Raw genomic sequence first — 18,736 nt, 5'->3', positions numbered from 1 at the left:
CGTACCCTGCGCCGGCATTGCCACTGAGTGATGCCTGTCCAATTTTACTGTGAGCAATGAAAAATGTGGAAATGGTTTCATCAATTCGCTAAACCCGAGCGGCTCTATACGCTGTGTGGTCGGTTTGTCCCGTGGCTGGGTATTGCTGCTGTGGTCTGTTTGATGGTGGGCTGGGTGTGGGGATTTGGTTTCGCCCCCTCTGATTATCAGCAAGGCAACAGTTTCCGTATCATTTACTTGCATGTCCCGGCGGCGATCTGGTCGATGGGGATCTATATGTCGATGGCGATTGCGGCACTTGTTGGCCTGGTCTGGCAAATGAAAATGTCTGATAACGTCGTAGCCGCCATGGCGCCGGTCGGCGCGGTGTTTACCTTTATTGCCTTGGTCACCGGTTCTACCTGGGGTAAACCGATGTGGGGAACCTGGTGGATTTGGGATGCGCGATTGACCTCTGAGTTAGTGTTGCTATTCCTCTATCTTGGCGTGATTGCGCTGTATAACGCATTTGACGACCGCAAGTTGGCCGGGCGGGCTGCGGGTATTTTGGTGCTGGTCGGTGTGGTCAATATTCCAATCATTCATTTCTCCGTGGTGTGGTGGAACACCTTGCATCAAGGTTCCACTAACATGCAACAAAGCATTGATCCAAGTATGCGTTCGCCGTTACGTTGGGCGATTTTTGGCTATTTGTTGTGCTTTATTACTCTGACATTAATGCGCCTGCGCAACTTGATTTTGCAGCAAGAGCGCCATCGCCCTTGGGTAAGCGCCCTATTGCGTAAGGAGCCACGTCTATGAATCCGGCCTTTAACTCTTGGGCGGCATTTTTCGCCATGGGCGGCTATGCCTTTTATGTCTGGCTGGCGGTGGCGGTTACTTTGCTGTCTCTGCTTAGTTTGTGGGGACATACGCTGTGGCAGCACAAACAATTATTAGCGGATATTCAGCGTCGTCAGGCGCGGGAACTGCGCATTCGGCAGGCAAATCAGACTCAGCATTCCGTCCGTTCGCAGGAGAAACAGCAGTGAACCCACGTAGAAAAAGTCGGCTCTATCTGGCGATGGTGGTTTTGATCGGTATCGGTCTGACCACCACTCTGGTGTTGTACGCACTGCGTGCCAATATCGATCTGTTCTATACCCCTGGCGAAATCTTGCAGGGTAAAGGGGAGCGCCACGAGAAGCCGGAAATAGGTCAGCGTTTACGTATCGGCGGCATGGTGATGCCGGGGTCGGTGAAACGTGATGATAAGACGCTGGAAATGAGTTTCAAGGTTTATGATGCGCGCGGCGCAATCACCGTCACTTATACCGGCATTTTACCGGACCTGTTCCGCGAGGGGCAGGGGGTGGTAGCGCAAGGTGTATTCGCTGAGGGCAATACGGTAAATGCGAAAGAAGTGCTGGCAAAGCATGATGAAAAATACACACCACCAGAAGTAAAAGAGGCGATGAAAGAAAACCACACCCGTCCCGCAGAGGCTTACAGTAGCACTAAGCGTGAGGATAATGCCTCATGATGCCTGAAATGGGGAGTTTTCTGTTATGCCTGGCACTGGCTATCTCGCTATTGCTGAGTTTGTATCCGCAATGGGGCGCTGCGCGTCAAGATGCCCGTATGATGGCGGTTGGCAGACCCTTGACGTACGGTATGTTCGCTACCATCGCACTGTCATTTATATGTCTGGTGTATGCGTTTGTGGTGAATGATTTCACTGTCTCCTATGTGGCGGCGAACTCAAATTCACACCTGCCGGTTTATTATCGTATTGCGGCGACCTGGGGCGCACATGAGGGATCGCTGCTGCTGTGGGTGTTGCTGCTAAGTTGCTGGTCGCTGGCCGTTGCGCTCTTTAGCCGTTCAATGCCGGATGATGCGGTAGCCCGAGTACTGTCGGTGCTGGGGATGATTACCGGCGGTTTCCTGTTGTTTATTATTCTGACGTCAAATCCGTTTACCCGCACCTTGCCGGACTTCCCAATTGACGGTAATGATTTAAATCCGTTGTTGCAGGATGTCGGGTTGATTTTCCATCCGCCACTGCTTTATATGGGGTATGTGGGGTTCTCGGTAGCTTTTGCTTTCGCGATAGCTTCCTTAATGGCTGGCCGACTTGATAGTGCCTGGGCGCGCTGGTCACGGCCGTGGACTCAAGCGGCATGGGTGTTCCTGACCATGGGGATCGTGCTCGGTTCGGCGTGGGCCTATTATGAATTAGGCTGGGGCGGCTGGTGGTTCTGGGATCCGGTTGAGAATGCCTCGTTTATGCCTTGGCTGGCAGGTACGGCGTTAATTCACTCACTGGCGGTGACCGAAAAACGTGGCACATTCAAAGCGTGGACGGTATTGCTGGCGATTACGGCATTCTCTCTATGCCTAATGGGCACCTTCCTGGTGCGTTCCGGCGTATTGGTTTCGGTGCACTCTTTTGCCTCTGATCCGGCTCGTGGCATGTTTATTCTGGCTTATCTGGTGATTGTTATCGGTGGCTCATTGCTACTGTATGCAGTTAAAGGCGCACAAGTGCGCAGCCGTACTCAGCATGAGGTGTTCTCACGCGAGACTTTCCTGCTCGGTAATAATGTGCTGCTGATCGCCGCAATGTTGGTGGTGCTTCTGGGGACTTTGTTGCCATTGGTGCACAAGCAACTGGGACTGGGCAGTATTTCAATCGGCGAACCGTTCTTTAATACCATGTTTACCTGGTTGATGGCCCCAATGGCACTGTTGATGGGGATCGGGCCGTTAGTGCGTTGGCGTCGTGATGAGCCGAGCAAACTCTGGAAACGCCTCAGTGTGGCTCTGGTCATCACTTTGTTGTTGTCGATATTGGTACCCTGGCTGCTGCAAGACACTATTGCCGGTATGACCGTGGTCGGTTTGATGATGTCTATCTGGGTTATTATCCTGACATTGATGGAGTTGCATGAGCGAGCAACTCACCGCCATGGTTTTTGGCGTGGTTTAACGCACTTATCTCGCAGTCATTGGGGCATGGTGTTGGGGCATTTGGGTGTGGCGGTGACGGTGATCGGTATTGCCTTTAGCCAAAATTACAGTGTTGAGCGTGATGTACGCATGAAGGCTGGTGATAGCATCGATATTCACGATTATCACTTCGTGTTCCGCGATGTTCACGATATCAAAGGATCGAACTATACCGGCGGTGTTGGCATTATTGATGTCACCCGTCATGGTAAACCTGAAGCCACCTTACATGCGGAGAAACGTTATTACAGTGTGGCCCGTTCTATGATGACTGAAGCTGCTATTGATGGTGGCTTCAGCCGTGATCTCTACGCCGCACTGGGTGAAGAACTGGATGACGGGTCATGGGCGGTGCGCTTGTATTACAAACCTTTTGTCCGCTGGATCTGGTTCGGTGGGGTATTTATGGCTATCGGCGGCATCTTCTGCATGCTTGATCCGCGCTATCGGATGAGCAAAAAGTTAAAGCGCAGTGCTGCATCGGAGGCTGAATAATGAAATCTCACTTTTCATTCAATAAGCTGATGTTTATTCCGCTGGTACTGTTTTTACTGCTGGTTGTGGCCTTTTTAGTGCAATTGACTCGCAATGCTAATGGCGAGGATCCGACGATGTTGGAGTCCGCGCTGATTGGTAAACCGGTGCCAACGTTCAAGCTTGAATCGCTTGAGCAACCGGGGAAAACCTTTGATCAGGCAGTATTACATGATGGTAAGCCGATGTTACTTAATGTCTGGGCAACCTGGTGTCCGACGTGCCGCGCTGAGCATCAATATCTGAATAAGCTGGCGGCCCAAGGCATCCGTGTGGTGGGCTTGAACTATAAAGATGATCGTGTCAAAGCGGTGCAATGGCTCAATGCACTGGGTAATCCTTACGCGCTGAGTTTGTATGATGGTGATGGCATGTTAGGGCTGGATCTGGGGGTTTATGGTGCGCCGGAAACTTTTCTGATCGACGGGCAGGGTATTATCCGTTATCGCCATGCCGGTGATCTGAACGATCGCGTCTGGCTGCAAGAAATTCTGCCGTTGTATAAGAAGTATCAGGGGGGCGCATGAGATTACTAAGCCTGATCTTCGGCCTTATGCTGAGTTGGAGTTTGTTTGCCGCCATCGATACCTACACCTTTAAATCGGAGGCACAAGAGCAGCAGTATCGGGAACTGACCGAACAACTGCGCTGCCCTAAATGTCAGAACAACAGCATTGCCGACTCCAACGCGATTATTGCTGCTGATATGCGTGCCAAAGTGTATGAACTGATGCAGCAGGGTAATTCCAAACAGCAAGTCATTGACTATATGGTGGCCCGCTACGGCAACTTCGTCACTTACGAGCCGCCGGTGACGGCTGCAACGCTGATTCTGTGGGTAGGGCCGGCTCTGTTTGTGCTATTTGGGGCCGTAGTGGTGATATTACGTGCACGGCGACGAGTGGAGAAAGAGACCCCACTGTCGGCGCAGGAACAGCAACGGTTACACCATCTGCTCGCCGAACATGCTCGCGGTGTGGAAAAATCGACGGTGGTGCAACACAGCATCGCGACTAAACACGCGAAGACAAACAGGAAACAACCATAATGGCTTTTTGGCTGATAGTGATCATTTTGCTGGCGGTCGCGGGTGCCTTGTTGGTTATACCTGCCATGCGGCAAGACACGGATTCACCGACGACCACCCGGGATGAATTGAACAAGGCTATTTATCAGGATCGGTTATCTGAACTGGCAGAAGATGAAGCGCAAGGCGTGGTAGAACAGCGACCTGAACTGATTCAGGAACTGCAACAAAACCTGCTGACAGATATCCCCCAACAACCGGACGAGGAGATAAGCCCGATTAACCGCTGGGTGTTACTGCCCGGGGTGGTGATACTGGTGGTGGTCGCCGTGGGGTTATACCTAAAAACCGGTGGTTTGGCTCAGGTGCAGGCATGGCATCAGGTTGTTGCACAAATGCTCGAATTACGTGCCAGAGTTGCCAATGAGCGGGCGGAGCCTTTGAGTATGGAAGAGGTCGCACGTTTAGGGCTGGGCTTGCGTACTTCTTTGCAGCAAGATATTGCTAACGTCAATGATTGGATGATGCTTGGCCGGGTGGGGATGGCACTGAATAATGCCACTACGGCGACGCAAGCTTTTGCTAAAGCTTATCAGCTTGCGCCCGATAATGAAGATGTCAGACTCGGTTATGCTGAGGTGCTGACACGTTCCAACGATCCACAAGATAATCAGCTGGCAACTCAGATGTTGCGAACGATGGTTGGACAGGATCATACCAATCTGCGCGCCATGAGTTTATTAGCTTTTAATGCTTTTGAGCAGGGTGACTTTAAACAAGCCATTGGTGCATGGGAAGTTATGCTAAAATTGCTGCCTGCTGGCGATTCCCGCATAGAAGTGATAAAACGCAGTATCCAGCAAGCCAAATCACAGGCTGGGCAGGAAACAGCTACACTGGGAATAGAGGTTTCACTCTCCTCTGATGCAGCTCAGAAATTACCTCAGCAGGGAACCCTGATTATATCGGTAACCGATGGAGCAAACCCGGTACCGGTTGCCGTCAAACAACTGCCTGTGAGCCGATTCCCGTTATCAGTAACGTTGGATGACAGTAATGCAATGATGCCAGAGCGTTTGCTCTCTTCGTTGTCTCAGGTGAAAGTGCGGGCACGTCTCTCGCAAGATGGTACGGCCAATCCGCAATCAGGTGACTGGTTTGGTGAGAGCAGCGTGCAGAGTTTCGGTGGGACAGCAAAGCCACAAACAATTAATGTACAGATAAACAAACAGATCCCTTAAGCGTAAGGGGCTGGACAGAATTTCATGGAGAAAATTATGAACTACCGCCTGACTGGGCTGGCTTTTGCCACCGTGCTATTAGTAGGGTGTGCCAGTAGCTCGCCGGATCATATGGAGCAGGGCCGCTCAGATCCGCTGGAAGGTTTTAACCGGGCAATGTTCAATTTTAACTATGAGGTTCTTGATCCTTACGTGGTGCGCCCGGTAGCCGTAGTTTGGCGTGATTACGTGCCACAACCCGCACGTAATGGCACAAGTAACTTCCTGAGTAACCTTGAAGAGCCAGCCAGTATGGTCAACAGCTTCTTGGTGGGTGACCCGTATAATGGCATGAAGCACTTTAACCGCTTCTTCCTGAATACTATTTTGGGCATGGGTGGCTTGATAGATGTGGCGAGTATGGCTAACCCTAAGCTGGCTAAACAAGTCCCTCACCGCTTTGGCAGCACACTGGGCCATTATAATGTTGGTTACGGCCCGTATGTAGTGTTACCGGGCTATGGCAGCTTCACCATTCGTGAGGATGGGGGGAATGCGGCTGATTACGTTTATCCGGTGTTGAGCTATCTCACGTTCTGGATGTCGGCAGGTAAATGGATGGTTGAAGGGATTGAAACCCGTGCTCAGCTATTGGATTCCGATGGGTTGCTGCGTAACTCGTCAGATCCTTATCTGATGGTGCGCGATGCCTACTTCCAACGTCATGATTTCCTGGCGAACGGCGGGCAGTTAAAACCGGAAGTCAATTCGAATGCACAAGCCATTCAGGGTGATTTGGACAGTATCGATTCAGCCAACTGATTCTGATACCTGATTCGAATAATAAAAAAGCGCCGAAAGGCGCTTTTTTATGGGCAAAGGAATTGCCAGTATCCGCTAATTAGAACGCGTAGTTAAAGTTCACGCCGTACAGCAGTGCCGTACCTTTGGAGTCGAACTGATAAGTAGTGCCGCCCACTGCCGCTGGTGTTTTTTCAGTAATATGCACGCTTTGGCCATGCATATAGGAAATACCAACATCCACTGAGGCATCTTTGTTGAAGGCGTAGGTAGTACCAGCACTGATCCAGAAACGGTCCTGGTCTGGAATTGAGATAGTGCGGTTATCTGCCGGAACCGGGCTGTCATCGAAGGCAATACCGGTACGGAAGGTCCAATTATCATCGTGATAATAAGTGGTACCCAGCGCGATGCGGTAAGCATCATGGAAGCCTTCATGTTTTTCAAACAGTGTCTGGCCATTAGTGCCGGTTGCTTTCAGTTCCTGGAACTGGCTCCAACTGGTGTAGGCCATGCTGTAGTGAATCGCCCACTGTGGTGCCACTTTGTTATAGCCAGACACTTCCCAGACTTCTGGTAGGTTCAGAGTTAAAGCACCCGGGATCGTATTACCGCCAGTGCCTCTTGGTGGTGGCAGTTGGTTGCTAAAATCACCATCAAAGTCGATTTTCACTTTTGAACGGTAAGTGAAGCTATAACGGTTTTCTTTATCAACTTCATACAGCACGCCCGCATTCCAACCATACCCCCACTCTTTACCTTCCATACGGGTAACTTCGGTATTAGCAGGGCGACCCGATAACGGACCAACTTCACCGAGATGGCGTACAATCTTCGCATCGGCGTACACTGCATTAAAGCCCAGGCCGAAACTGAAGTTTTCATTCAGGCGATACGCGGTGCTCAGGTTCAGGTTGGCGGTTTTCAGATCAGTCTGACCGCCAAGAGAACCCGCAGGATAGTCGTCATTGAATTCAGTAGCCAAACCGTAGTTTGAGGTACCAGAGGCACCAATTGCCCATTGCTCATTCAGTGGCATAATAAAGTGGATATTTGGGATCCACTCTGAAGGCGCGATGTTATTGGCATCGGTACTTCTGCCTGAAATGGGTGATGTCCCACTAATGTTGACGTCAGGATCAACATAAACAAAACCGCCAGAGAAAGAAGGGCGGTCGAACAAAGTCATTGCTGCGGGGTTACGGCTACCAACTGATGCGTTGTCGGCAACGGCGCCTTCACCAGAGAAAGAACGCCCCAATGCAGCGGCTGAATATTCATTCAACTGGAAGCCAGCCGCAGAAACGTTCGACGATATGATTGCCACTGCAGCTGCCAGAGCTGATCGGGTAAACAGGTTTTTCTGGTTCATGACCAAAACCTCATTGTTTTAATTAATGTTACACACCGTAACAAGAGAATGCGGGATTGTAGGGTCCGTTATCGGTCAGACAAAGCAGACCAGTGGCTGAAGTATAGGTCCGACCTGTGTCAGTGTTGCAAGTATGTTTTGGGATTTGTTCAGTTTTGATTGCAAAAAATAGACACAGTTAACAAAAAACTCACAATTTAGTATCAATTATTACATTATCAATGAATGAGCATACAATTTGACTGTGACCTTTATCACTTAATAAGCCTATAAACAGTAAGTCCTAGTGCCAAGTGACCGACGGTAGTAAAATAGTGACAGAGAAAATATTTTTTTTGCGCCATGCCTTTTTGTGCTATTTGCACTAACGAATTGGCAATTTGCACCTATTTTGAAATGTCCGTTGAGGAGAATTGAAGATGTCAGATGCAAGTATTCGATCAACAAGTAATCGCTGTAGTGCGGAAGAAACTGCTGCCTGCTGCTGTATAGATGTTGGTACTATAATGGATAATACTGATTGCACGGCCTCTTACAGTTGTGTGTTTGACAACCGTACTGAAGCTGAAGCGATGCTGAAATCGCTGACCGAAAAAGCGCGTGCTATTGAGTCAGAACCTTGCTTGATTGAGCATAAATTGGAAGAGAAGGACGGCGGTGTTTGTTTAACCATCGACTTTACTTTTGCCTGCCAGGCAGAAACCATGATTTTCCAGCTGGGTCTGCGTTAATTCATGCCGGTAGTCACCGCAACTCAGGTAAGTTGAACCGATCTCTAACGCGAAGCCTTTTGCTTCGCGTTTATTTTTGTCTAATTTCCTCTGTAAATTTATCGCGTTAGATTCATCATTCTTCCCCATCCCCAATTCATCTTTCCCACGATTTTGTCGCTAAAAGTTGCTCCTGCTCTCACTTTCCTGTTCTGTAGGTTTACCAAATGTAAATTTTTGGTTAAAAATAATTAGATCAGGTCAGACCTGTTATTTGTTATGCTTAACTAAAAGCCACTCTATTTATCAGGAGCGTTTATGAGTAAGCCATTACCGCTAGTGACGCGCCAGGGCGATCGCATTGCAATCGTCAGCGGTCTGCGGACCCCTTTTGCCAAGCAAGCAACTGCTTATCATGGCGTACCGGCCGTCGACTTAGGCAAAATTGTGGTCAGTGAGTTGCTGGCCAGAAGTGGCGTTGCTCCTGAGTTAATTGATCAACTCGTATTCGGTCAAGTGGTGCAGATGCCTGAAGCGCCAAATATTGCCCGTGAAATCGTGTTGGGTACCGGCATGAGTGTGCATACCGATGCTTACAGTGTCTCACGCGCGTGTGCCACCAGTTTTCAGGCGGTAGCCAATGTGGCAGAAAGTATTATTGCAGGCTCAGTCACGGTAGCGATAGCCGGTGGTGCCGATTCCTCTTCCGTGCTGCCAATTGGTGTCAGTAAAGCACTGGCGCGAACCTTGGTTGATGTTAATAAAGCGCGAACCCTCTCCCAGCGGCTGAAGTTGTTCAGCCGCTTAAAGTTACGCGATTTGCTTCCTGTTGCCCCGGCAGTGGCTGAATACTCTACCGGCTTGCGCATGGGGGATACCGCAGAGCAGATGGCAAAAACCTATGGTATCAGCCGTGAAGATCAGGATGCTCTGGCGCTACGATCGCACCAAATGGCCGCGATTGCCTGGCAGCAAGGGTTATTACACGATGAGGTGATGACGGCTTATATCCCGCCTTACCGTGATGCTATTACCGAAGATAACAATATCCGCAAAGACTCCACTATGGCGCAATATGCCAAGTTACGCCCCGCATTCGATCGCCAACACGGCAGTGTCACGGCGGCCAACAGCACCCCTTTGACGGACGGTGCCGCAGCCGTGATGATGATGAGTGAAGCGAAAGCAAAAGAGTTAGGTTTGCAACCGTTGGGTTATCTGCGCAGTTTCGCCTTTTCCGCCATCGATGTTTGGCAAGATATGCTGCTAGGCCCATCTTATGCCACGCCACTGGCGCTGGACCGTGCCGGCATCACGCTGGCTGATTTGACCCTTATCGATATGCATGAAGCATTTGCGGCACAAACACTGGCTAACCTGAAAATGTTTGCCAGTGATACTTTCGCGCGTGAAAAATTGGGTCGTAGCCAGGCTATTGGTGAAGTTGATATGAGCAAATTCAACGTATTGGGTGGTTCGATTGCCTACGGTCACCCCTTTGCGGCCACTGGCGCCCGGATGATTACCCAAACATTAAATGAATTGCGTCGCCGTGGCGGAGGATTAGGGCTAACGACGGCATGTGCTGCCGGCGGGTTGGGTGCCGCGATGATTTTGGAGGTGGAGTAATGCGTCAGGAAAATTTACTTAACAGCGGTAGTGAAACAGCCTCAGGGGATAGCCGTACCCCAACCGATTCGGTCTTTACCCTCAATGTGCGGCCAGACAATATCGGTGTGATCACCATTGATGTTATTGGTGACAAAGTGAATACCTTAAAGGCTGAATTTGCAGAGCAAATTGCCGAGATACTGCAACAAGCGCAGGCTTTATCACAATTGCAGGGGCTGGTTATTATTTCTGGTAAGCCAGACTCTTTTATTGCTGGTGCTGATATCACCATGATTGCCGCTTGTCGTACCGCGCACGATGCGCGTGTATTGGCACAGAAAGGGCAATCTGTTCTGGCGCAGATCGCTGCATTCCCCATACCGGTGGTGGCTGCTATCCATGGTGCTTGCCTGGGCGGTGGTTTGGAGCTGGCGCTAGCGTGCCATAGCCGCATCTGTTCGCTAGATGACAAAACGGTACTCGGTTTGCCAGAGGTTCAACTCGGTCTGTTGCCCGGATCGGGTGGCACACAACGCTTGCCGCGCTTGGTTGGTGTCAGCAAAGCACTGGATATGATTCTCACCGGCAGACAAGTCCGTGCGCGCCAGGCGCTTAAGATGGGGCTGGTGGACGATGCGGTGCCCCACGATATCTTGTTAGATGTGGCGGTCAAACGGGCCAAAGCGGGTTGGCTCGACAGGCCAGTTTTACCTTGGCAGGAACGTCTGCTTAGCGGCCCATTGGGTAAAGCATTACTGTTTAAGATTGTGCGTAAAAAAACGCTGGCGCAGACCAAGGGCCATTATCCGGCGGCGGAGCGCATTATTGATGTGGTGCGTAAAGGATTGGACTACGGTGGCCCCAGTGGTTATGAAGCAGAAGCCAGAGCCTTTGGTGATCTGGCCATGTCCCCCCAGTCAGCTGCTTTGCGTAGCTTGTTCTTTGCCACAACATCACTGAAAAAGGAGACCGGTGGTACAGCGCAGCCTCGTGCTATTCATCGTGTTGGGGTCTTGGGTGGCGGTCTGATGGGTGGCGGAATTGCCAATGTAACGGCCACTCGTGCAGGCTTACCGGTACGTATCAAAGATATTAATCCGCAAGGGATTAATCAGGCGCTAAAATACACTTGGGATGCCTTAGGCAAGCGGGTTCGCAGTAAGCGTATGCGCCCGGCTGAACGGCAGCGCCAGATGATGCTGATTTCCGGCAGCACAGATTATTGTGGTTTTGACTCGGTTGATATCGTAGTTGAAGCTGTATTTGAAGATTTATCATTGAAGCAGCAAATGGTTGCTGATATCGAACGTTTCGGCGCAGCACATACCATTTTTGCCTCCAATACCTCCTCATTGCCGATAAGCCAAATTGCTGCGCAGGCACAGCGACCAGAACAGGTGATCGGCCTGCACTACTTTAGTCCGGTCGATAAAATGCCGCTGGTTGAAGTGATTCCTCATGCAAAAACCAGCGAAGAAACTATCGCAACCACAGTAGCTTTGGCGCGTAAACAAGGTAAAACAGCTATTGTCGTGGCTGATTGCGCTGGGTTTTATGTAAACCGAATTCTGGCTCCGTATATTAACGAAGCTGCTCGTTGTGTACTGGACGGTGAACCTATCGATTCTGTTGACAAAGCGTTGGTGAATTTCGGCTTCCCGGTTGGACCGATCACGCTGTTGGATGAAGTTGGCATTGATGTGGGTACCAAAATCATGCCGATTTTGGTTGAGCAACTAGGGCCGCGTTTTGCTGCACCTCCATCATTTGATGTCATCTTGAAGGATGGACGGAAAGGGCGTAAAAATGGCCGTGGCTTTTATCTCTATCCGGCAGCAACCAAAGGTATTAACTGGAAGAAAAAGCAGGATAAACAAGTCGATACCAGTGTTTATGTCTTGCTGGGTGTGACGCCGAAAGCCCATCTCGAGTCCTCGGTGGTAGCACAGCGTTGTACCATGATGATGTTGAATGAAGCGGCACGCTGTCTGGATGAATCGATAATTCGTAACCCACGCGATGGTGATATTGGTGCTGTGTTTGGCATCGGCTTCCCGCCATTCCTGGGGGGGCCTTTCCGCTATCTGGATAGTCTGGGGGCGGAGAAGGTCGTGAAAACACTCAGATTGTTAGCACAACAATACGGCGAACGTTTTGAACCTTGCCAACTGTTGGTGAGCATGGCCGAACAGCAACAGACGTTTTACCCGCAGGAACGTAATCCAGATGAGGTGCCTGGCGAAGAGCGCTGAGTCTGCAAAAGGGTATTGCTCACGGGGCTTGGCCGCATTTTTCCACTAAACAGGCGGCCGACTAACACCTATTCTTAAGAGTGTGAGCAGGATCACCACCTGCAATTCTAAGGGATTAGGTGGCTGTACACTGGGGGCAACCCGCGCTACCTTAACCAGAATCACGTTAAGTGACTATTCGTGCCAAAATGTATTAATAGGTACTTATTGCGCAGGTGATAAAGTTTAGATTAAGCTGTTGATATGGTTATTATGTAACCATTCAAGGTTGGCTGCCGGTATGCTCGGTGTAAAAAACAGCCATTTTCTTTACCTTAAGTTTCAGGCAAAATGCCCGGCCGCCATAGAGAGACGGCGCGTTATCGTTATGAAGTTTCTTTGCCCATGGCAAAGGTTTCGGCGGTACAGCACGCAAAGCGTTTCTGTATAGCGTTATTTTGTTAACAAAAACGGTGCAATATGCAAGTTTTCATTATGCGTCACGGTGACGCGGCCCTTGATGCAGCAAGTGATGCACAACGGCCTCTTACTCTGTGTGGTCAGGATGAGTCACGTCAGATAGCAAGCTGGCTAAGCGAGCAGTCTGTTGATATCGATCAGATTTTGGTTAGCCCTTATCTACGCGCAGCGCAAACATTAGATGTCGCGCGTGAGGTGATGACGCTACCGGCAGAGCAGGAAGTGATGCCAGAATTAACGCCGGGTGGGGATGCCGCTTTTGTCTGCTGCTATTTGCAGGCATTGGCAAAAGAAGATTGTGCCGCAGTGCTGGTCATTTCGCACTTGCCGCTGGTCGGGTATCTGGTTTCTGAGCTTTGTCCAGGGCAATGCCCACCAATGTTTGCCACCTCGGCAATCGCCTGTGTTGATCTTAATGGTGATACCGGGAAGGGGACATTTGATTGGCAGGTCAGCCCGTCACAACTGTTGGCAAAGGCTTGCCACGGTTAAAACAGTGTTAGTGAATATTCAATCGGCGCGGCATCTCTGTCGCGCCGTTGTTTTTCTGTCAAACCGCATTTCGCGTCTATTCTTCTAACTCAATTAAGACCAGTAATGCCGCAGTCCCACCCCAATCTTTAGGGGCTTGATGGAATGCCAGCACATCAGGGTGTTGCGCCAGCCACAAAGGGGTTTGCTGCTTCAGAACATGTTTGCCGTGACCATGCATCACGCAGGCACAATGCACATGCTCCCGCTTACAGGCAGCAATCAGTGCGCCCAACTCCTGTTTGGCCTGTTTCTGGGTTAATCCGTGTAAATCCAAAAACATATCGGGCGAGTAATCACCGCGCCGCAGCTTTTTAACTTCAAAATGATCAACGCCAGGCCGCACATAGCGGGTGGGACCGTCGTAATCCAACTGCGGTTGGAATTCATCGGAAAAATAATAACTGGCATCAACCTGCTCTTGCAGTAATTTTTCCGGTGCGATTCTTTTGCCCAACTTGGGCGGTGTATGCAGAACAATCGTATCTTGTTTCAGCTTCTTCGCCCCAACTATTGACTCCTTAAATAGCTGTAAATCATCAGTCGTGAGGTGATATTTATTTTTCATCATCAGTTCGTTGTACTTATTTGATTACCTCCAGTTTACCTGTTGAGCGTCATCTGTCTAAATAAATGTCTATACCCGTCATATTTCAAGGTGTAGGTGTGTTGGCTGTTCTCGCAATCAAGCGGTTATCCATACAATTTTCAATGTTAATGTGCTTTTCATTATTCGGTTATCATTCAACTGATGTATTGCTGCTGATTTGTCGCGGGCTTCATGGCAAACTAGGGGGATAGATAATGATTTTTCGCACCGTTGTTGGAGAATACCTTGGACAAGATTTTCGTCGATGAAGCAGTAAATGAGCTGCACACCATTCAGGATATGCTGCGCTGGGCAGTTAGCCGGTTTAATGCGGCCAATATTTTTTATGGTCACGGTACTGATAATCCGTGGGACGAAGCAGTACAACTGGTTTTCCCAAGCCTGTTTTTACCGATAGATATTCCTGAGGATATGCGCAGTGCGCGCCTGACGTCGAGCGAGCGGCACCGTATTGTCGAACGGGTGATCCGCCGGGTTAACGAGCGAATTCCGGTTGCTTATCTGACCAATAAAGCTTGGTTCTGCGGCATGGAATATTATGTTGATGAGCGTGTATTGGTGCCACGTTCACCGATAGCTGAATTGATTAATAACAGCTTTGATGGTCTGATCAGACACCAGCCTAAGCATATTCTGGATATGTGTACCGGCAGTGGTTGTATTGCTATTGCTTGTGCCTATGCCTTCCCAGACGCTGAAGTGGATGCTGTCGATATCTCTAATGATGTTCTGGCAGTAACTGAGCATAATATTCAACAGCATGAGATGGAACATCAGGTCACACCGATTCGCTCTGACCTGTTCCGTGATTTACCACCAATCAAATATGACTTGATTGTCACTAATCCACCGTATGTCGATGCCGAAGATATGGCCGACTTACCGCAGGAGTTCCGCTTCGAGCCTGAACTTGGGTTGGCTGCTGGCACCGATGGCTTGAAACTGGCTCGCCGTATTCTGGCTTGCGCCCCGGACTTCTTGCAAGATGATGGCGTGTTGATTTGCGAAGTGGGCAACAGCATGGTGCATTTGATGGACATGTATCCTGATGTGCCGTTTACCTGGCTGGAGTTCGACAACGGCGGTGATGGCGTATTTATGCTGACCAAACAGCAACTGATTGACTGCGCTCCGCATTTTAGTATGTACCGCGACTAATCGATCTCTGCTTATAAAGTCTGTCAGTGTGATAAATATCATGCTGGCAGATTGTTTATGACTAAATGGTAAGGAGCCGTGATGGCTGGCAACAGTATTGGGCAGTTTTTCCGCGTCACCACTTTTGGTGAATCTCACGGCATCGCCTTGGGGTGTATTATTGATGGCGTCCCTCCGGGCATTCCAATCACCGAAGCTGACATTCAGTTGGATCTCGACCGGCGTCGCCCGGGTACCTCACGCTATACCACTCAACGCCGCGAGCCGGATCAGGTGCGTATTTTATCTGGCGTGTTTGAGGGGGTAACCACCGGTACCAGCATCGGGTTGATGATTGAGAATACTGACCAGCGGTCACAGGATTACAGCACGATTAAAGATGTCTTCCGCCCAGGCCATGCTGACTATACCTACGAACAAAAATACGGTGTGCGTGACTATCGGGGAGGAGGCCGCTCTTCAGCCCGTGAAACCGCGATGCGTGTTGCCGCCGGTGCCATTGCTAAAAAGTATCTGGCGCAGAAATTCGGGGTGCAGGTGCGTGGCTATCTGGCACAAATTGGTGATATTAGTTGTGATTTGATTGATTGGGATTTGGTTGAACAAAATCCGTTCTTCTGTCCAGACGCCAGTAAATTGGAGCCGCTGGATGCGCTGATGCGTGAACTGAAAAAAGCCGGTGACTCTATTGGAGCCAAAATTACCGTGGTCGCTGAACACGTGCCAGTTGGTTTGGGTGAGCCAGTATTTGACCGTTTAGATGCAGATTTGGCCCATGCGCTGATGAGTATCAATGCGGTGAAAGGGGTGGAAATCGGTGATGGCTTTGCTGTTGTTACTAAGCGTGGTAGTGAAAACCGTGATGAGATTACCCCACAAGGTTTCCAGAGCAATCATGCCGGGGGCATTTTAGGCGGCATCAGCAGCGGGCAACCGGTTGTGGCCCATATCGCTTTGAAACCGACATCCAGCATTATGGTACCAGGGCAAACCATTAACCGGCAGGGTGAGGCGGTTGAGATGGTTACCCGTGGTCGCCATGACCCTTGTGTCGGTATTCGCGCCGTCCCTATTGCTGAGGCCATGATGGCTATTGTGTTAATGGATCACTTGCTGCGCCAGCGTGCACAGTGCGGTGATGTGGTTTCCGACGTTCCGCGCTGGTAGGCACAATGAACAAATGGATTGTGGCTGCAGTGGCACTTGCCGCTACCGTAGCACTCACCGCTATAGCCCCGGTCATGGCGGCGACGCCATGGCAACAGATAGCCAACCCGGTTGCAGGTTCTCCACAGTCGATTGGTGGTTTTGCCAACGGCTGCGTTATCGGTGCAATGCCTTTGCCGCTCCAATCGGCAGATTATCAGGTGATGCGCCCGGATCAGCGCCGTTATTTCGGTCATCCTGATTTACTGAACTTTATCCACCGTCTGAGTGCGCAGGCTGAGCAACATCGCTTGGGGACGGTATTGATTGGCGATATGGCAATGCCCGCCGGTGGGCGCTTTAGTAGCGGGCATGCCAGTCACCAGTCTGGTTTGGATGTGGATATCTGGCTACAACTGCCAGTACAGCGCTGGAGCCAACAGCAATTGCTGAAACCGCAACCTGTTGATTTGGTGGCAGCCGACGGCAAACGGGTCGTCCCCGCACTCTGGCAACCTCAGGTCGAGAGTCTTATCAAGTTGGCGGCGAACGATAACGAAGTGACGCGTATTTTCGTCAATCCGGCGATTAAAAAGCAACTGTGTCTGGATGCCGGAACGGATCGTAATTGGTTGCATAAAGTGCGCCCGTGGTTCGGCCATCGTGCACATATGCATGTAAGATTGCGCTGCCCGGCAGATAGCCTGGAGTGTTTGGATCAAGACACGCCTCCTGCGGGGGATGGTTGTGGTGCAGAACTGGAAAGCTGGTTCCAGCCCCATCAACCGAGTGCTAAACCGGGTAAAACCTTACCCCCACCATTGCCGCCTTCATGTCAGGCTTTGTTGGATAACCATTTTGCTGCGGAATAAATCATGGATTGGTTTACGCTGGGCCCTGAGGTTTTAGGGATACTGTTTGTCGTCGCCTTATTGGCGGGTTTTATTGATTCCATTGCGGGTGGCGGAGGCTTGCTCACCGTGCCGGCATTACTGGCGGTTGGATTACCACCGGCACAGGCGTTGGCGACCAATAAATTGCAATCGGTCGGCGGGTCATTATCCGCCAGCCTCTATTTTATCCGCCGTGGGGCGGTGAATTTAAAAGAGCAAAAGCTAACCATTGCTCTAACGCTGGTCGGCTCAATGCTGGGTGCTATTTTGGTTCAGCATATGCGGGCCGATATTTTGCGGCAAATTCTGCCATTGCTGGTGATAGGGATTGGTGTTTATTTTCTGCTCACCCCCAAACTGGGTGAGGTTGATCGGCAACGCCGTCTATCCGCACTACCCTTTGCCTTGATTGCTGGCGGTGGTGTCGGTTTTTATGATGGTTTCTTTGGCCCCGGAGCCGGTTCTTTCTATGCGCTGGCCTTTGTGACGCTGTGCGGATTTAATCTGGCGAAATCCACCGCTCATGCCAAAGTGCTTAATTTTACCTCCAACTTGGGTGGCCTGACCTTCTTCATCGTCGGCGGCAAAGTAGTGTGGAGTATCGGGTTGGTGATGCTAGTAGGGCAGGTGTTGGGCGCACGCCTTGGTGCACATATGGTGTTGACCAAAGGCCAAAAATTAATCCGCCCAATGATTGTCGTGGTGTCATTCGTAATGAGCTGCAAGCTGCTGTATGACAGCCACGGTTCTGAGATCTCCTCCTGGTTAGGGTTACACGTTTTCGCATAACTTAAGGTATCAAAATAGCAGTGAGCCTGACTGTCGCTGACGATACCGCTCTTACGGACCCAAGTATGACCCATGATTATCAGCAATTAATCGATGTTTTTAATGCCTGTTTTAGCGACCAATATAATACCCGGCTGGTAAAAGGTGACGATGAGCCTATTTATCTGCCTGCCGATGACGAATTTCCCTATCATCGGGTGATTTTTGCCCATGGTTATTATGCCAGCGGGATGCATGAGATCTCCCATTGGTGTATTGCCGGTGAAGAGCGGCGCAAGTTGGTCGATTTTGGTTATTGGTACTGCCCGGATGGGCGTGATGCATTAACCCAGAGCCAGTTTGAAGTGGTTGAGATCAAGCCACAGGCACTGGAATGGATGTTCTGTGTAGCGGCGGGTTTCCCTTTCAACGTCAGTTGCGACAACCTGGAGGGTGATTGTGAGCCGGATCGCATCACATTCCAGCGCAAAGTACGCGAACAAGTGCTATGGAATTTAGAAAACGGTATATCCCCACGACCTGCAGGCTTTATTCAGGCACTACAATCGTTTTACAATACGCCGCCGTTGGTAGCCGCGCTTTTCCCTTACCCGGAAGATCTCGTGTAGCTTGCAGCCTGGCTGCAACGCCAT

General features: G+C 50.4%; 19 protein-coding genes. 17 read left to right on the top strand and 2 right to left on the bottom strand.

All coding sequences use genetic code 11. From position 1 onward, the window contains the following. Positions 1-63: 63 nt before the first annotated feature. Genes Q2T71_RS14275 through mlaA form a run of 8 tightly spaced genes read left to right on the top strand, consistent with a single transcriptional unit; the run spans position 64 to position 6,594 of the window. Positions 64-801 carry a heme ABC transporter permease gene (locus tag Q2T71_RS14275; RefSeq protein WP_083158200.1) on the top strand — a complete coding sequence of 246 codons (738 nt, stop codon included), beginning with the start codon at positions 64-66 and terminating at the stop codon, positions 799-801. Continuing rightward, a complete protein-coding gene (gene ccmD / locus Q2T71_RS14270; RefSeq protein ID WP_372559515.1) occupies positions 798-1,031 on the top strand; it encodes a heme exporter protein CcmD in 234 nt (77 codons plus the stop codon). Before Q2T71_RS14275 ends, ccmD begins: the two co-directional genes overlap by 4 nt. Next, positions 1,028-1,522, top strand: a complete 495-nt coding sequence (ccmE, locus tag Q2T71_RS14265; RefSeq protein WP_372559514.1) for a cytochrome c maturation protein CcmE — start codon at positions 1,028-1,030, stop codon at positions 1,520-1,522. The genes ccmD and ccmE overlap by 4 nt, the downstream gene beginning before the upstream one ends. Further along, a complete protein-coding gene (locus tag Q2T71_RS14260) occupies positions 1,519-3,486 on the top strand; it encodes a heme lyase CcmF/NrfE family subunit (RefSeq protein ID WP_372559513.1) in 1,968 nt (655 codons plus the stop codon). Before ccmE ends, Q2T71_RS14260 begins: the two co-directional genes overlap by 4 nt. Next, a complete protein-coding gene (locus tag Q2T71_RS14255) occupies positions 3,486-4,052 on the top strand; it encodes a DsbE family thiol:disulfide interchange protein (protein WP_083158204.1) in 567 nt (188 codons plus the stop codon). The genes Q2T71_RS14260 and Q2T71_RS14255 overlap by 1 nt, the downstream gene beginning before the upstream one ends. Beyond that, positions 4,049-4,573: a cytochrome c-type biogenesis protein gene (locus Q2T71_RS14250; RefSeq protein ID WP_372559512.1), complete on the top strand. Its 525-nt coding sequence runs from the start codon at positions 4,049-4,051 to the stop codon at positions 4,571-4,573. Before Q2T71_RS14255 ends, Q2T71_RS14250 begins: the two co-directional genes overlap by 4 nt. Beyond that, on the top strand, positions 4,573-5,793 hold the full coding sequence (gene ccmI, locus Q2T71_RS14245) for a c-type cytochrome biogenesis protein CcmI (protein WP_372559511.1): 1,221 nt from the start codon (positions 4,573-4,575) through the stop codon (positions 5,791-5,793). Before Q2T71_RS14250 ends, ccmI begins: the two co-directional genes overlap by 1 nt. A 36-nt stretch (positions 5,794-5,829) precedes the next feature. After that, positions 5,830-6,594 carry a phospholipid-binding lipoprotein MlaA gene (gene mlaA / locus Q2T71_RS14240; protein ID WP_372559510.1) on the top strand — a complete coding sequence of 255 codons (765 nt, stop codon included), beginning with the start codon at positions 5,830-5,832 and terminating at the stop codon, positions 6,592-6,594. A 79-nt stretch (positions 6,595-6,673) separates the two neighbouring features. Here mlaA and fadL read toward each other — a convergent pair whose 3' ends face one another. Continuing rightward, positions 6,674-7,945: a long-chain fatty acid transporter FadL gene (fadL, locus tag Q2T71_RS14235; RefSeq protein ID WP_193784622.1), complete on the bottom strand. Its 1,272-nt coding sequence runs from the start codon at positions 7,943-7,945 to the stop codon at positions 6,674-6,676. Positions 7,946-8,364: 419 nt separating this feature from the next. Here fadL and Q2T71_RS14230 point away from each other — a divergent pair, with 419 nt between their 5' ends. The 4 genes from Q2T71_RS14230 (at position 8,365) to sixA (ending at position 13,469) form a co-directional block, all read left to right on the top strand. Next, the gene (locus tag Q2T71_RS14230; RefSeq protein ID WP_372559509.1) at positions 8,365-8,676 is read left to right on the top strand and encodes a YfcZ/YiiS family protein; all 312 of its coding nucleotides are present in this window, start codon (positions 8,365-8,367) and stop codon (positions 8,674-8,676) included. A gap of 297 nt (positions 8,677-8,973) precedes the next feature. Next, entirely contained in the window at positions 8,974-10,284 is a 1,311-nt protein-coding gene (gene fadI / locus Q2T71_RS14225; protein WP_083158210.1) for an acetyl-CoA C-acyltransferase FadI, read from the top strand. Beyond that, entirely contained in the window at positions 10,284-12,518 is a 2,235-nt protein-coding gene (gene fadJ, locus Q2T71_RS14220) for a fatty acid oxidation complex subunit alpha FadJ (RefSeq protein ID WP_372559508.1), read from the top strand. Before fadI ends, fadJ begins: the two co-directional genes overlap by 1 nt. Before the next feature lie 459 nt (positions 12,519-12,977). Then, complete coding sequence (gene sixA / locus Q2T71_RS14215) at positions 12,978-13,469, top strand: phosphohistidine phosphatase SixA (RefSeq protein WP_372559507.1); 492 nt, start codon at positions 12,978-12,980, stop codon at positions 13,467-13,469. Between the two features lie 76 nt (positions 13,470-13,545). Here the strand turns inward: sixA and smrB are convergent, their stop codons facing one another. Then, positions 13,546-14,076 (bottom strand): endonuclease SmrB, encoded by a 531-nt coding sequence (gene smrB / locus Q2T71_RS14210; RefSeq protein ID WP_083163530.1) that lies wholly within the window; start codon positions 14,074-14,076, stop codon positions 13,546-13,548. 267 nt (positions 14,077-14,343) lie between these two features. On the opposite strand from smrB, the gene prmB reads away from it, so the two are divergent. The 5 genes from prmB (at position 14,344) to Q2T71_RS14185 (ending at position 18,712) form a co-directional block, all read left to right on the top strand. Further along, positions 14,344-15,276 (top strand): 50S ribosomal protein L3 N(5)-glutamine methyltransferase, encoded by a 933-nt coding sequence (prmB, locus tag Q2T71_RS14205; protein WP_372559506.1) that lies wholly within the window; start codon positions 14,344-14,346, stop codon positions 15,274-15,276. Between the two features lie 81 nt (positions 15,277-15,357). Next, complete coding sequence (aroC, locus tag Q2T71_RS14200; protein WP_005183428.1) at positions 15,358-16,443, top strand: chorismate synthase; 1,086 nt, start codon at positions 15,358-15,360, stop codon at positions 16,441-16,443. A gap of 5 nt (positions 16,444-16,448) precedes the next feature. Next, entirely contained in the window at positions 16,449-17,294 is an 846-nt protein-coding gene (gene mepA / locus Q2T71_RS14195; RefSeq protein WP_372559505.1) for a penicillin-insensitive murein endopeptidase, read from the top strand. Between the two features lie 3 nt (positions 17,295-17,297). Further along, complete coding sequence (locus tag Q2T71_RS14190) at positions 17,298-18,104, top strand: sulfite exporter TauE/SafE family protein (RefSeq protein ID WP_372559504.1); 807 nt, start codon at positions 17,298-17,300, stop codon at positions 18,102-18,104. A 65-nt stretch (positions 18,105-18,169) separates the two neighbouring features. Then, on the top strand, positions 18,170-18,712 hold the full coding sequence (locus Q2T71_RS14185) for an elongation factor P hydroxylase (RefSeq protein WP_372559930.1): 543 nt from the start codon (positions 18,170-18,172) through the stop codon (positions 18,710-18,712). Positions 18,713-18,736: the final 24 nt, after the last annotated feature.

This window comes from Yersinia sp. 1652 StPb PI, from assembly GCF_041538345.1.
GTDB classification, from domain to species: Bacteria; Pseudomonadota; Gammaproteobacteria; order Enterobacterales; family Enterobacteriaceae; genus Yersinia; species Yersinia enterocolitica_E.
The sequence above is the reverse complement of the archived record's forward strand: the minus strand, read 5'-3'. Positions and strand labels throughout refer to the sequence as shown.

Bases quoted from the DNA above. Each gene is read 5' to 3' on its own strand.
- Q2T71_RS14185 (WP_372559930.1), top strand. From the start codon at position 18,170: ATGACCCATGATTATCAGCAATTAATCGATGTTTTTAATGCCTGTTTT.
- Q2T71_RS14255 (WP_083158204.1), top strand. From the start codon at position 3,486: ATGAAATCTCACTTTTCATTCAATAAGCTGATGTTTATTCCGCTGGTA.
- ccmI (WP_372559511.1), top strand. From the start codon at position 4,573: ATGGCTTTTTGGCTGATAGTGATCATTTTGCTGGCGGTCGCGGGTGCC.
- Q2T71_RS14275 (WP_083158200.1), top strand. From the start codon at position 64: ATGTGGAAATGGTTTCATCAATTCGCTAAACCCGAGCGGCTCTATACG.
- smrB (WP_083163530.1), bottom strand. From the start codon at position 14,076: ATGAAAAATAAATATCACCTCACGACTGATGATTTACAGCTATTTAAG.
- mepA (WP_372559505.1), top strand. From the start codon at position 16,449: ATGAACAAATGGATTGTGGCTGCAGTGGCACTTGCCGCTACCGTAGCA.
- ccmD (WP_372559515.1), top strand. From the start codon at position 798: ATGAATCCGGCCTTTAACTCTTGGGCGGCATTTTTCGCCATGGGCGGC.
- fadJ (WP_372559508.1), top strand. From the start codon at position 10,284: ATGCGTCAGGAAAATTTACTTAACAGCGGTAGTGAAACAGCCTCAGGG.
- sixA (WP_372559507.1), top strand. From the start codon at position 12,978: ATGCAAGTTTTCATTATGCGTCACGGTGACGCGGCCCTTGATGCAGCA.
- Q2T71_RS14250 (WP_372559512.1), top strand. From the start codon at position 4,049: ATGAGATTACTAAGCCTGATCTTCGGCCTTATGCTGAGTTGGAGTTTG.
- Q2T71_RS14230 (WP_372559509.1), top strand. From the start codon at position 8,365: ATGTCAGATGCAAGTATTCGATCAACAAGTAATCGCTGTAGTGCGGAA.
- fadL (WP_193784622.1), bottom strand. From the start codon at position 7,945: ATGAACCAGAAAAACCTGTTTACCCGATCAGCTCTGGCAGCTGCAGTG.
- mlaA (WP_372559510.1), top strand. From the start codon at position 5,830: ATGAACTACCGCCTGACTGGGCTGGCTTTTGCCACCGTGCTATTAGTA.
- Q2T71_RS14190 (WP_372559504.1), top strand. From the start codon at position 17,298: ATGGATTGGTTTACGCTGGGCCCTGAGGTTTTAGGGATACTGTTTGTC.
- fadI (WP_083158210.1), top strand. From the start codon at position 8,974: ATGAGTAAGCCATTACCGCTAGTGACGCGCCAGGGCGATCGCATTGCA.
- aroC (WP_005183428.1), top strand. From the start codon at position 15,358: ATGGCTGGCAACAGTATTGGGCAGTTTTTCCGCGTCACCACTTTTGGT.
- Q2T71_RS14260 (WP_372559513.1), top strand. From the start codon at position 1,519: ATGATGCCTGAAATGGGGAGTTTTCTGTTATGCCTGGCACTGGCTATC.